Source organism: Kribbella sp. NPDC050470 (genome assembly GCF_044458365.1).
In the GTDB taxonomy this organism is placed as follows: Bacteria; Actinomycetota; Actinomycetes; order Propionibacteriales; family Kribbellaceae; genus Kribbella.
Window position 1 is genome coordinate 374,987 of sequence record NZ_JBITHV010000006.1, and the last position, 13,434, is coordinate 388,420.

A 13,434-nucleotide genomic window follows, 5' to 3' on the forward strand; every position below is an offset into this window, starting at 1 on the left:
TGGGAAGATAGAGGCTGGTAGTGAGCGCTTGCTTACTGTGGGTGAGAAGGGCGTGGTGACGGTGGAATGGAAGTCCATCTGTCGGGCGTCATGAGGTAGTCTCGGGACTCCCGGCTTGGGCCAATGTTGTCCCGCGGCCAGTTGTTGACCGTAGGACGACGGGAGCTCCTGAATGATTGGTCGCCCGCCCTTCACGATCAGGCAGAGCCCGAGCGAGGGTCTGTACGACGGACAGCACGAGCACGACGCTTGTGGTGTCGCCTTCGTCGCGACCCTGACCGGTGAACCCAGCCACGACATCGTGGCGAAGGCCTTGACCGCCCTGCGCAACCTCGAGCACCGCGGCGCTTCCGGCGCCGAACCGGACTCCGGCGACGGCGCCGGCATTCTGATCCAGATCCCGGACGCGTACTACCGCAAGGTGTGCGAGTTCGAGCTGCCGGTGCAGCGCAGCTACGCGACCGGTATCGCGTTCCTCCCGGCCGATCCGGACGACGCCGCCAAGGCGATCGCCCGGATCGAGGAGCTCGCCGCGGAGGAGAACCTGGCCGTCCTGGGCTGGCGTGACGTCCCGACCACCCCGGACCTGCTCGGCGCCACCGCCCGCTCGGTGATGCCGACCTTCAAGCAGCTGTTCGTCGCCGCCAAGGCGGGCCGGGTGCTCGGCCTGGCGCTGGAGCGGATGGCCTTCCGGCTGCGCAAGCGCGCCGAGAAGGACACCGAGACGTACTTCCCGTCGCTGTCCGGCCGGACCATCACCTACAAGGGGATGCTGACCACGGACCAGCTGGACAAGTTCTTCCCCGAGCTGACCGACCCCGACCTCGCCTCCGCGATCGGCGTCGTGCACTCGCGGTTCTCCACCAACACGTTCCCGTCCTGGCCGCTGGCCCACCCGTACCGGTACATCGCCCACAACGGCGAGATCAACACCGTGCAGGGCAACCGGAACTGGATGCGGGCCCGCGAGGCCCTGCTGGCCAGCGACCTGATCCCGGGCGACCTGGAGCAGCTCTACCCGATCTGTACGCCGGGAGCCTCCGACTCGGCGTCGTTCGACGAGGTCCTGGAGCTGCTGCACCTGGGCGGCCGGTCGCTCCCGCACGCGATGCTGATGATGATCCCGGAGGCGTGGGAGAACGCCACCACGATGGACTCGCAGCGGCGGGCGTTCTACGAGTTCCACTCGACGCTGATGGAGCCGTGGGACGGCCCGGCGTCGGTGGTCTTCTCCGACGGCACGAAGGTCGGCGCCGTCCTGGACCGCAACGGCCTGCGCCCGTCGCGCTACTGGGTCACCGAGGACGGTCTCGTCGTACTCGCGTCCGAGGCCGGCGTGCTGGACATCGATCCGGCCACGGTCACCGAGAAGGGCCGGCTCGAGCCGGGCAAGATCTTCCTGGTCGACGTCGACGCGCACCGGATCATCACCGACTCCGAGGTGAAGAACGCGCTCGCCGGCGAGCACCCGTACGACGAGTGGCTGCACGCCGGCCTGATCCGGTTCGAGGACCTGCACGAGCGTGAGCACGTCGTGCACAGCCACGCCTCGGTCACCCGCCGCCAGCAGGTGTTCGGCTACACCGAGGAGGAGCTGCGAGTCCTGCTCACCCCGATGGCCAGGACCGGCACCGAGCCGATCGGGTCGATGGGCACCGACACGCCGATCGCCGTCCTGAGCGAGCGGCCGCGGCTGCTGTTCGACTACTTCGCGCAGCTGTTTGCGCAGGTCACGAACCCGCCGCTGGACGCGATCCGCGAGGAGCTCGTCACCTCGCTGTCGTCCTCGCTCGGCCCGGAGGCGAACCTGCTCAGCCCGAGCCCGGCGTCCTGCCGCCAGGTGGTGCTGCCGTTCCCGGTGATCACCAACGACGAGCTCGCCAAGTTGCGCCACATCAACCTGGACGGCGACATGCCGGGCCTGGCGACCACGGTGCTGCGCGGTGTGTACGACGTCGAGGGCGGCGGCGAGGCGCTGAAGGCACGGCTCGAGGCGATCTGCGCCGAGGCGACCGCCGCGATCGAGGACGGCGCCCGGATCCTGGTGCTGTCCGACCGGCACTCGAACGCCGACAGCGCGCCGATCCCGTCGCTGCTGCTGACCGCCGCGGTCCACCACCACCTGGTCCGGGAGAAGACCCGCACCCAGGTCGGCCTGGTGGTCGAGGCCGGTGACGTCCGCGAGGTCCACCACGTCGCCCTGCTGATGGGCTACGGCGCGGCCGCGATCAACCCGTACCTGGCCCTGGAGTCGGTCGAGGACCTGTGCCGCCAGGGCACCTACCTGCCTGGGATCGAGCCCGAGCAGGCGGTCCGCAACCTGGTCAAGTCGCTCGGCAAGGGCGTGCTCAAGGTGATGTCGAAGATGGGTGTGTCGACGGTCGCGTCGTACACGGGCGCCCAGATCTTCGAGGCGACCGGCCTGGCGCCGGAGCTGGTCGAGACCTACTTCACCGGTACGTCGTCCAAGCTCGGCGGGATCGGGCTGGACACGATCGCCGAGGAGGTCCGGCGCCGGCACCTGCGCGCGTACCCGGCCGACGGCATCCTGGCCGCGCACCGCAAACTGGAGATCGGCGGCGAGTACCAGTGGCGTCGTGAGGGCGAGCCGCACCTGTTCGACCCGGACACCGTCTTCCGGCTGCAGCACAGCACCCGGACCGGGCGCTACGACATCTTCAAGCAGTACACGGCCCGCGTCGACGAGCAGTCGGAGCGGCTGATGACGCTGCGCGGCCTCTTCGGCTTCGAGTCCGACCGGGAGCCGATCCCGGTCGAGGAGGTCGAGCCGGTCAGCGAGATCGTCAAGCGGTTCTCCACCGGTGCGATGAGCTACGGCTCGATCAGCGCCGAGGCGCACGAGACCCTCGCGATCGCGATGAACCGGCTCGGCGGCAAGTCGAACACCGGTGAGGGCGGCGAGGACCCGGACCGGCTGTACGACCCGAACCGGCGCAGCTCGATCAAGCAGGTCGCGTCCGGCCGGTTCGGCGTCACCTCGGAGTACCTGACGAACTCCGACGACATCCAGATCAAGATGGCGCAGGGCGCGAAGCCCGGCGAGGGCGGGCAGCTGCCCGGCCCGAAGGTGTACCCGTGGGTCGCCAAGACCCGGCACTCGACCCCGGGGGTCGGCCTGATCTCGCCGCCGCCGCACCACGACATCTACTCCATCGAGGATCTGGCCCAGCTGATCCACGACCTGAAGAACGCCAACCCGCAGGCGCGCGTGCACGTGAAGCTCGTCTCCGAGGTCGGCGTCGGCACGATCGCCGCCGGTGTCAGCAAGGCGCACGCGGACGTGGTGCTGATCTCGGGGCACGACGGTGGCACCGGTGCGTCCCCGCTGACCTCGCTGAAGCACGCGGGCGGTCCGTGGGAGCTCGGCCTGGCCGAGACCCAGCAGACCCTGCTGCTGAACGGGTTGCGGGACCGGATCGTGGTCCAGACCGACGGCCAGCTGAAGACCGGGCGGGACGTGATCGTCGCGGCCCTGCTCGGCGCCGAGGAGTACGGTTTCGCCACCGCGCCGCTGGTGGTGTCGGGCTGCATCATGATGCGGGTCTGCCACCTGGACACCTGTCCGGTCGGCGTCGCCACCCAGAACCCGGTGCTGCGCGACCGGTTCTCCGGCAAGCCCGAGTTCGTGGTGAACTTCTTCGAGTTCATCGCCGAGGAGGTCCGCGAGTACCTGGCCGAGCTCGGCTTCCGGACGCTGGACGAGGCGATCGGGCACGCCGAGGTGCTGGACATCCGGCGCGCGGTCGACCACTGGAAGGCCGACGGCCTCGACCTGTCGCCGATCCTGCACGTGCCGGCGCTGCCCGAGGGCGCCGCGCTGCACCGGACCGTCGAGCAGGACCACGGCCTGGACAAGGCGCTCGACAACGAGCTGATCCGGATCTGCCAGCCGGCGCTGGAGACCGGTGAGCCGGTGCGCGCGCAGCTGCCGATCCGGAACGTCAACCGGACCGTCGGGACGATGCTCGGCCACGAGATCACCAAGCGGTACCGGTCCGTCGGCCTGGCCGACGGCACCATCGACCTGACCTTCACCGGGTCGGCCGGCAACTCGTTCGCCGCCTTCGTCCCGCGCGGCGTCACGCTGCGCCTCGAGGGCGACGCCAACGACTACGTCGGCAAGGGCCTGTCCGGTGGCCGGGTGGTGATCCGGCCCGACCGCCGGGCCCGGTTCGACGCCGCCGACCAGATCATCGCCGGCAACGTCATCGCGTACGGCGCGACGTCCGGCGAGCTGTTCATCAGCGGCGGCGCGGGCCAGCGGTTCTGCGTCCGGAACTCCGGCGCCACCGCGGTCGTCGAAGCGGTCGGCGACCACGCCTGCGAGTACATGACCGGAGGGCGCGTCGTCGTACTCGGCGCCGTCGGCCGGAACTTCGCGGCGGGCATGTCGGGCGGCGTGGCCCACGTGCTCGACCTGGACCACTCCCTGGTGAACCCGGACCTGGTGGACCTGCACCCGGTCACCGAGGACGAGTCCGAACTGCTGCACGACCTGGTCCGGCGGCACCACGAGGAGACCGGTTCGGAACGGGCGGCCAAGCTGCTCGCCGACTGGCCGGCCGCCGCTGCCAGGTTCACCACGGTGATGCCCCGCGACTACGCCCGGGTGCTGGCGGCCAAGGCGGCCGCCGAGCGGGACGGGCTGGACGAGGACGCCACCACGCGAGCGATGATGGAGGCCATCTGATGGCTGACCCGAAGGGATTCCTGACCACCGGCCGGGAGGTCGCCGGGCGGCGCCCGGTCGACGAGCGGGTCAAGGACTGGAACGAGGTCTACCCCGGTGGGCCCGGCAAGGCGCTGCTGCCGATCATCACCAAGCAGGCCGGCCGCTGCATGGACTGCGGCATCCCGTTCTGCCACAACGGCTGCCCGCTGGGCAACCTGATCCCGGAGTGGAACGACCTGGTCTGGCGCGACGACTGGTCGAGCGCGATCGAGCGGCTGCACGCGACCAACAACTTCCCGGAGTTCACCGGCCGGCTCTGCCCGGCGCCGTGCGAGACGTCCTGCGTGCTCGGCATCAACCAGGACCCGGTCACGATCAAGAACGTCGAGGTCGCGATCATCGACAAGGCCTGGGACACCGGTGACGTCAAGCCGCAGCCGCCGGAGTGGCTGACCGGCAAGACGATCGCCGTCGTCGGCTCCGGCCCGGCCGGCCTGGCCGCCGCCCAGCAGCTGACCCGCGCCGGTCACACCGTCGCCGTCTACGAGCGGGCCGACGCCCCGGGCGGGCTGCTGCGCTACGGCATCCCCGAGTTCAAGATGGAGAAGCTCCAGGTCGACCGCCGGATCCAGCAGATGAAGGAGGAGGGCACGGTCTTCCGCTCCGGCGTCAACGTCGGCGTGGACGTCACCGGGACCCAGCTCAAGCAGCGGTACGACGCCGTCGTCATCGCGACCGGGGCGACCGCGGCCCGCGACCTGCCGGTGCCGGGCCGGGAGTACGGCGGCATCCACCAGGCGATGGAGTACCTGCCGCAGGCCAACCGGGTCGCGCTCGGCCAGACCGTGGCCGGGCAGATCGTTGCCACTGACAAGGACGTCGTGATCATCGGCGGCGGTGACACCGGCGCCGACTGCCTCGGCACCGCGCACCGGCAGGGCGCCCGCTCGGTCACCCAGCTGGAGATCATGCCGCGACCCGGCGAGGACCGGCCGGCCGGGCAGCCGTGGCCGACGTACCCGATGATCTACCGGGTCGCCTCGGCGCACGAGGAGGGCGGCGAGCGGGTGTACTCGGTCTCGACCGTCAACTTCGAGTCCGATGCCCACGGCAACGTGTCCGGGCTGAACCTGGTCGAGGTCGAACTCAGGGACGGCAAGTTCACGCCGATCGAGGGCACCGAGCGGACCATCCCGGCGCAGCTGGTGCTGCTCGCGATGGGCTTCCTCGGCCCGGAGCGCGAGGGCTTCCTCGAGCAGCTCGGCGTCGAGCTGGACGAGCGCGGCAACGTGAAGCGGGACAAGAACTACCACACCTCGGTCGAGGGTGTGTTCGCCTGCGGCGACGCCGGCCGCGGTCAGTCCCTGATCGTCTGGGCGATCGCCGAGGGCCGCTCCTGCGCCAACGGCGTGGACACCCTGCTCACCGGCTCGTCGACCCTGCCGACCCCCATCCCACCCACAGCCCGCCCCCTGGCCGTCTGAGGGAACGATGATCCGGGCCGCAGGCAACGAATCGTTGCCTGCGGCCCGCGGCCTTTCGAGGTGCAAGGGCTTGCCTCGACCAATACGGTTGTCCCATGGCTAGCCGCCGCCTGGTGACCAGAGCCCGGCTCCGTGCGATCGCACCGTGGGCCGGGCTCAGCCTGCTCTTCCTGATCACCTCGGTCGGGGTCGGGCTGTTCGGCTTCGCGAACGACTCCGAGCGGGTCACCATCGGCGCGCACGCCGCCACCGTCTCGCCGACCTTCGACGGCCACGCGACGCTCGACCTGGGCGCCGTACTGCCGCGGCTGCGGCTGTCCACCAACGCCCCGCTGGGGATCGGCGTCAACATCGACATCCAGGAGACCGACGCCGACAACCTGACCGAGCTGCTCAACCGGGACGCGTTGATCGCCTCCCAGCCCGATGGTGAGATCGCCCGGATCCAGCAGGTGATCGCGGAGATGGCGGTCGACAACGCGGTCGCCGGCGCCGGGACCGGCCTGCTGGTCGCGGTCGTGGTGGCAACGGTCTGGACCGCTCTCGGTGCTCGCCGCCGGCGTGAGCTGTGGGATCTGGTGCACAAGCACGAACGGCGGTTCGAGCACCGGGCGATCGTCGTACTGGTCGCGATGCTGATCACGATCGCGTCGATCTTCGGACCAGGCCGGATGCGGCCGGCCGAGGTGCCGCCGACCGAGTGGCGGCCGCTGCACCAGTTGCTGCCCGAGCTGTCCTTCGACGAGCGGCTGAAGAGTGTCGAGGTCGCGTCCGGGTTCTCCACCACCGGCGGCGTTGGCGTGATCCGGACGGCGGTCGAGACGTACGAGCGCTCCACCGAGTTCTACGGCCGGCTGCAGGAGCGGGTCGGCCGGGCCGGCGGCCGGATTCGGCAGGCAGGAGAGGGTGAGACCGTCGCTCTGCTGGTGTCGGACCGGCACGACAACATCGGCATCGACCGGTTCGCGTCGGAGGTGGCCAGGGTCGCGGGCGCGAAGGTGCTGATCGACGCCGGCGACGACACGTCGTCCGGGCAGTCGTGGGAGGTGTTCAGCATCAACTCGCTGGCCCAGCACTTCCGCGACCTCAAGGTGGTCGCGGTGGCCGGCAACCACGACGCCGGCGGGCACATCGAGGAAGCGATGCGCAAGAACGGGTTCACCGTGCTGGACAGCAAGCCGGTCGAGGTGGAGGGGATCCGGTTCCTCGGTGACAGCGACCCGACCCGGACCGGGCTCGGCAGCGCCGACTCGCCGGGGGAGGAGACGATCGCCGAGCAGTCCGAGCGGCTCGCCGACGTCGCCTGCGAGCAGGCGGAGGACAAGCGGATCTCGACGTTCGTCGTCCACGACCCCTCGTCGTTCGCCGACACCGCCGAGCGTGGGTGCGCGACGTTGCTGCTGTCGGGACACCTGCACCGGCAGGTCGGGCCGGAGCACAAGGTGGTCAACGGTCTGCCGGTGACGACGTACACGAACGGGACGACCGGGGGAGCGGCGTACGCCTTCGCACTGGGCTACACGCTGCGCCGGCCGGGTGAGGTCACCCTCATCACCTACTCGAACGGCCGGCCGATCGGCCTGCAGTCCGTCACCGCGGAGCTCAGCGGCGAGGTGACTGTCGGGGCCTACACCCCCTTGCCTTCTTGACGATTCAGCCTCCGCGCCCAACGGTCATCAGCCCTCGTCCCACCTCGCCGAAGGCGCTCTTTCCTTCCTGTCCAGCACTCGTCACGAGCTGTTAACTGTCCAGTAATGGGGGCGGACCAGCGGGCACAGTGGTTTGTAGGAGTAGGGTTTTGTGACGTGCGTCGCGCAAAGATCGTTTGTACGCTCGGCCCGGCTACGGCCGCCCCTGAGCGCATCCTGGAACTCGTCCAAGCAGGTATGGACGTCGCAAGGCTCAACCTGAGCCATGGTGCCCATGCCGAGCATGAGCGCATCTACCAGCGGATCCGCACCGCAGCGGCCGAGACCGGCCAGAACGTCGGCATCCTGGTCGACCTGCAGGGGCCGAAGATCCGGCTGGCCGAGTTCGCCGAAGGCAAGGTCACGCTGACCTACGGCGAGCGCTTCACCATCACCACCCGGGAGGTTCCCGGCGACGCGACCATCTGCGGTACGACGTACGACGGTCTGCCCGGTGACGTGAAGCCCGGCGACCAGCTGCTCATCGACGACGGCCGGATCGCCCTGGTCGCCGAGGAGGTGACCGAGACCGACGTGGTCTGCCGGGTCACCGTCGGCGGGCCGGTGTCGAACCACAAGGGCATCAACCTGCCCGGCGTCGCGGTCAGCGTGCCGGCGCTGTCGGAGAAGGACGCCGAGGACCTGCGCTGGGCGCTGCACCTGCCGGCCGACATGATCGCGCTGTCGTTCGTCCGGGACGCCTCCGACGTCCAGCTGGTGCACAAGATCATGGACGAGGAGGGCCTGCGGGTCCCGGTCATCGCCAAGATCGAGAAGCCGCAGGCGGTGGCCAACCTGGACGAGATCATCGAGGCCTTCGACGGGTTCATGGTGGCCCGCGGCGACCTCGGCGTGGAGCTCCCGCTCGAGGAGGTCCCGATCGTCCAGAAGCTGATCATCGACCAGGCCCGGCTGAACGCGAAGCCGGTGATCGTCGCCACCCAGATGCTGGAGTCGATGATCTCCGCGCCGCGCCCGACCCGGGCCGAGGCGTCCGACGTCGCGAACGCCGTACTGGACGGCGCCGACGCGGTGATGCTGTCCGGCGAGACCAGCGTCGGCCGGTTCCCGATCGAGACCGTGAAGACGATGGCGCGGATCGTCTCGTCGACCGAGCAGCACGGCCTCAGCCGGCTCAAGGAGATCGAGTGGGAGCCGCGCACCAAGGGCGGCGTGATCGCCCGGGCCGCCGCGGACGTGGCCGAGCGGCTGGACGCGAAGTTCCTGGTCGCGTTCACCCAGTCCGGTGACACCGCTCTCCGGCTGGCCCGCTACCGCACCGAGATCCCGGTGCTCGCGTTCACCCCGGTCCCGTCGGTCAGCGCCTGGCTCAGCGTGGTCTGGGGGATCGAGACGCACATCGTCCCCACCGTCGACCACACCGACGAGATGGTCCGCCAGGTCGACCAGCGCCTTCTCGAGCTCGGCAAGCTCGACAAGGGCGACATCGTCGTCATCGTCGCCGGCTCGCCGCCCAGCATCCCCGGCTCCACCAACGCCCTCCGAGTCCACCGCATGGGCGACGCCATCGAAGGCATCGCCCCCGCCTACCGCAACCCCGAAACCAGGTAGGCAGAGATCCAGGCAGGAAGCGGGCGGTCAGCTGACCGCCCGCTTTCAGTTGGATAGGTCGAAGGCGACCGGGTGGAGCGGTTGGTACACGGGGAGATTCGCCCCGCTCGGCAACGGAATCATCGCCAGCCGCCCCCACCCCGCCTCGGTGACCTCGGGGGCCACCTCCAGCCTGGCGAGCAGCGCCTCGATGTCCTCACACATCAAATAGAACTCATGCCGCCCCTCACCATCGGTCGGATGCACAGCAACCTCCGCCGGCGGCAACCGAAAGATCAACCACCCGTCCCCGGCATCGACGTACGGAAACCCGAGCACATCCCGCAGAAACCCCCGATCAGCCTCCGCATCCGCGCTGTAGATGATCACGTGCGCCCCACTGAACATCTCCCGCTCCTTTCCTGCGTCTCCTCCGCCCGTCATCTTCGTCGATCGACGCGCAGACGTCTGCTTCCCGTTCGGGCACCGGCTGAGACATGGCAGTCATCCCCGGAGGGCGCGTGGCTACGGAGAGTGTTCGGCGGGCCGATGAGCGGAAGTGGCTCGGGAGCGGATACAGTTCTCCTGCAACCTTGCCGGGTTGGTGGAATGGCAGACACGACGGACTCAAAATCCGTTGCTCGCAAGGGCGTGTGGGTTCGAATCCCACACCCGGCACAAATTTGTCGGTGCCTGGCGTGACCATGTGGCATGCCCCACTTCAGGTCGCAGGAAACGGTGGACTCCGCGCTGCGGATGTCGGACGAGGGCGTCGGCGATCGGGCGAACGCTGAGATCCACGGCGTCGCGATTACCACGATCCGGCGGTGGCGCCGGCTGTATCAGCGGCGCGGGCTTCCCCGGGGGAGCGGGTTCGCCGGCACACCGTGTCCTCGGTGCGACGGGGCTGAGCTGGACGAGGCGGCGTACGCGCTGCTGCTCGGGTGGTACCTCGGCGACGGGTGTATCGCGCGGGCGCGTCGGGATGTCTTCACGTTGCAGATCGCCAACGACCAGAAGTACCCGCAGCTCAACCAGGAGATTGCGGAGACGATCCGGCGGGTGAAGCCGACTGCGAGTCCGTGTCTGCGGGGCGGGTCGGCGGCGGTCCGGATCGAGGCACGGTGGAAGCATTGGCCGTGTCTGTTCCCTCAGCACGGGCCGGGGATGAAGCATCGGCGCAAGATCGAACTGCTGGCGTGGCAGTCGGAGATTGTTGCCAGGTATCCCGAAAAGCTGCTGCGCGGGCTGTTCCACTCCGACGGCTGCCGGTTCGTCAACTGGGCGAGCAAGCCGGACGGAAGGCGCTATTACTATGCGCGCTACATGTTCACGAACGAGTCCGGCGACATCCGGAACATCCTCACCCAGACGCTCGACATGCTTGGAATTCCCTGGCGGCAGCCGAGGCGGAATGCGATCGCGGTGAGCCGGAAAGCGGCGGTGGAGATGCTCGACAGCTTTGTCGGTCCGAAGGCCTGAGTGCGGGATCGATAAGGTGTGGGCGTGACTGCTAAGCGTGTGGTGATCGCTGAGGACGAGGCTTTGATCCGGATGGATCTGGCCGAGATGCTGGCCGAGGAGGGGTACGACGTCGTCGGGCAGGCAGGCGACGGGGAAGAGGCGATCCGGCTGGCCACCGAGCATCGGCCCGACCTGGTCATCCTCGACGTCAAGATGCCGAAGCTGGACGGGCTGAGCGCGGCGGAGAAGATCGCCGGCGAGCGGATCGCGCCGGTGCTGATGCTGACCGCGTTCTCGCAGCGCGAGCTGGTCGAGCGGGCCCGCGACGCCGGTGCCATGGCGTACCTGGTGAAACCGTTCTCCAAGGCCGATCTGCTGCCCGCGATCGAGATCGCCGCATCCCGGTACGTCGAGCTCGCCGAGCTGGAGCGTGAGGTCGCCGACCTGGCCGAGCGGCTGGAGACCCGCAAGCTGGTGGACCGGGCCAAGTCGATCCTGCAGACGAAGTTCGGATTGAGCGAGCCGGACTCGTTCCGGTGGATCCAGAAAACCGCCATGGACAAAAGAGTTTCCATGCGTCAGGTCGCGGAGTTGGTCGTTGACGAGGCAGGCGGTAGCGACTGAGTCACTCTCCGCGTCGGGCGTCCAGCGGGCGTACAGCAATCACCGGCACTCACGGTGCTTACCGCTGTAACGACCTCACAACACACGCTGCGTGACATCGCCTCAGGAGCCATGGGAGGTCTAACCTGCGGGTGCTCGCGGCATTCGCGGGAGTCCGGGGATCTGCTCGGACTATCCAGACATGGGAGGAACAGTGCAACAGCGTTCCGTAGTACGGGTCGGCGCGTCGCTGATCGTTGCGTCGTTGGCCCTGACTGCCTGCGGTTCACGCAGTGGCGACGACGGTGGCGGGGGCTCCGGCGAAGCGACGAAGACCGCCAAGATCGGCGTGATCGCGCCTTTGTCGGGAGACCTGTCGGCGCTGGGTCTGGGTATCCAGCACTCCGTCGAGCTGGCGGTGAAGCAGGCCAATGACTCCAACGCGATTCCCGGGTGGAAGCTCGAGGTCGACGCGAAGGACGACGAGGCGAAGCCGGACGTCGGCAAGAACGCGGCCACCGCGCTGTCGTCGGACGCTGACGTGATCGGCGTCGTCGGCACGCTGAACACCAGCGTCAGCCAGCAGGTCCAGCCGGTCCTCGCGCCGAAGAACATCGTGCAGGTCTCGCCGGCCAACACCGGCCCGGGTCTGACCCAGGGCGCGAACTGGCAGACCGACCCGAAGCGGCCGTACCCGACCTACTTCCGGACCTGCACCACCGACGCGGTCCAGGGCCCGTTCGCCGCTCGCTACCTGTACGAGACGGCGAAGATCACCAAGGTCGCCACGATCCACGACAAGAAGGCGTACGGCCAGGGCCTGGTCGGCACCTTCACCGAGGAGTTCAAGAAGCTGGGTGGTCAGGTCGTCGCGGCCCAGACCATCAACCCGGACGACTCGAACTACCAGGCCGTCATCTCGGCGGTCAAGCCGTCCGCGCCGCAGGCTGTCTACTACGGCGGTGAGTACCCGAACGCGGGTCCGCTCTCGCAGCAGATGAAGGCAGCCGGCCTGAACGTTCCGCTGATGGGCGGCGACGGCATCTACGACCCGAAGTTCATCAGCCTGGGCGGCGCGACGAGCAACGGCGACCTGGCCACCTCGGTCGGTGCGCCGATCGACCAGCTGGAGTCGGCGAAGAAGTTCGTCGAGGACTACAACGCGGCCGGGTTCAAGGACCCGTACGCGGCGTACGGCGGCTACTCCTACGACGCGGCGAACGCGATCATCAACGCGCTCAAGGAGTCGCTGAAGGACGCGTCCGACGTCGAGTCCGCGCGGCAGAAGACGGTCGAGGCGCTGGGCAAGGTCTCCTTCGACGGCGTGACCGGCAAGGTCGCCTTCGACCAGTACGGCGACACCACCTCGAAGGTGCTCACCGTCTACAAGGTTGACGGCGGCAAGTGGGCCACCGTCGAGACCAAGGACTTCGAGACCAAGTAATCGAGTCGACCTCATGCCTCGGGGGTGGGAGCGGATCCTCCCACCCCCGCGGCATGTTCGGAACTGAGGCAGTTGGGAGGTCGACGTGGACCAGTTCTTCCAGCAGCTCGTGAACGGGCTGACGCTGGGATCGCTGTACGCCCTGATCGCCGTCGGGTACACCGTCGTCTACGGCATCGTGCAGCTCATCAACTTCGCCCATGGCGAGGTCTTCATGATCGGTGCGTTCGGCGCACTGACCACGTATCTGTTGTTCTTCGACGGTCAGACCAGCGTGTGGATCCTGCCGATCATGATCGTCGGCGCCATCATCGCGTCGGTCGGCACCGCGGTGGCGATGGAACGTGTCGCGTACCGTCCCCTGCGGAACGCGCCACGACTCGCACCGCTGATCACCGCGATCGGCATCTCGGTGTTCCTGCAGGAGTTCGTCCGGCTCTTCTACGAGCGGCCGGGCTGGACCGTGGTGGCGTTCGCCGTCATCGCGGTCGGAGTCGGGTACTACGT

The 13,434-nt window shown here is 68.7% G+C and carries 8 protein-coding genes, 1 tRNA gene and 1 pseudogene; 9 read left to right on the forward strand and 1 reads right to left on the reverse strand.

What is annotated here, in order from left to right:
* Nucleotides 1-172: 172 nt before the first annotated feature.
* From gltB to pyk, 4 genes are all read left to right on the forward strand, one after another.
* The gene (gene gltB / locus ACIBGM_RS19900; RefSeq protein ID WP_396386385.1) at nt 173-4,711 is read left to right on the forward strand and encodes a glutamate synthase large subunit; all 4,539 of its coding nucleotides are present in this window, start codon (nt 173-175) and stop codon (nt 4,709-4,711) included.
* The gene (locus ACIBGM_RS19905; RefSeq protein ID WP_360522104.1) at nt 4,711-6,177 is read left to right on the forward strand and encodes a glutamate synthase subunit beta; all 1,467 of its coding nucleotides are present in this window, start codon (nt 4,711-4,713) and stop codon (nt 6,175-6,177) included. Before gltB ends, ACIBGM_RS19905 begins: the two co-directional genes overlap by 1 nt.
* Nucleotides 6,178-6,272: 95 nt before the next feature.
* The gene (locus ACIBGM_RS19910; RefSeq protein ID WP_360539064.1) at nt 6,273-7,826 is read left to right on the forward strand and encodes a metallophosphoesterase family protein; all 1,554 of its coding nucleotides are present in this window, start codon (nt 6,273-6,275) and stop codon (nt 7,824-7,826) included.
* A 156-nt stretch (nt 7,827-7,982) separates the two neighbouring features.
* Nucleotides 7,983-9,437: a pyruvate kinase gene (gene pyk, locus ACIBGM_RS19915; protein WP_396386386.1), complete on the forward strand. Its 1,455-nt coding sequence runs from the start codon at nt 7,983-7,985 to the stop codon at nt 9,435-9,437.
* A 45-nt stretch (nt 9,438-9,482) separates the two neighbouring features.
* Here the strand turns inward: pyk and ACIBGM_RS19920 are convergent, their stop codons facing one another.
* Nucleotides 9,483-9,824: an extradiol dioxygenase gene (locus tag ACIBGM_RS19920; protein ID WP_360535679.1), complete on the reverse strand. Its 342-nt coding sequence runs from the start codon at nt 9,822-9,824 to the stop codon at nt 9,483-9,485.
* 187 nt (nt 9,825-10,011) lie between these two features.
* On the opposite strand from ACIBGM_RS19920, the gene ACIBGM_RS19925 reads away from it, so the two are divergent.
* The 5 genes and pseudogenes from ACIBGM_RS19925 to ACIBGM_RS19945 all read left to right on the forward strand — a co-directional run.
* Nucleotides 10,012-10,094, forward strand: a tRNA-Leu gene (locus ACIBGM_RS19925).
* Nucleotides 10,095-10,127: 33 nt separating this feature from the next.
* Complete coding sequence (locus ACIBGM_RS19930) at nt 10,128-10,898, forward strand: transcriptional regulator (protein WP_396386387.1); 771 nt, start codon at nt 10,128-10,130, stop codon at nt 10,896-10,898.
* Nucleotides 10,899-10,922: 24 nt separating this feature from the next.
* Nucleotides 10,923-11,504: an ANTAR domain-containing response regulator gene (locus ACIBGM_RS19935; protein ID WP_131351947.1), complete on the forward strand. Its 582-nt coding sequence runs from the start codon at nt 10,923-10,925 to the stop codon at nt 11,502-11,504.
* A gap of 193 nt (nt 11,505-11,697) precedes the next feature.
* The gene (locus tag ACIBGM_RS19940) at nt 11,698-12,927 is read left to right on the forward strand and encodes a branched-chain amino acid ABC transporter substrate-binding protein (RefSeq protein WP_360535675.1); all 1,230 of its coding nucleotides are present in this window, start codon (nt 11,698-11,700) and stop codon (nt 12,925-12,927) included.
* An 85-nt stretch (nt 12,928-13,012) separates the two neighbouring features.
* Nucleotides 13,013-13,366 (forward strand): annotated as a pseudogene (locus tag ACIBGM_RS19945) (branched-chain amino acid ABC transporter permease); the annotation flags it as partial.
* Nucleotides 13,367-13,434: the final 68 nt, after the last annotated feature.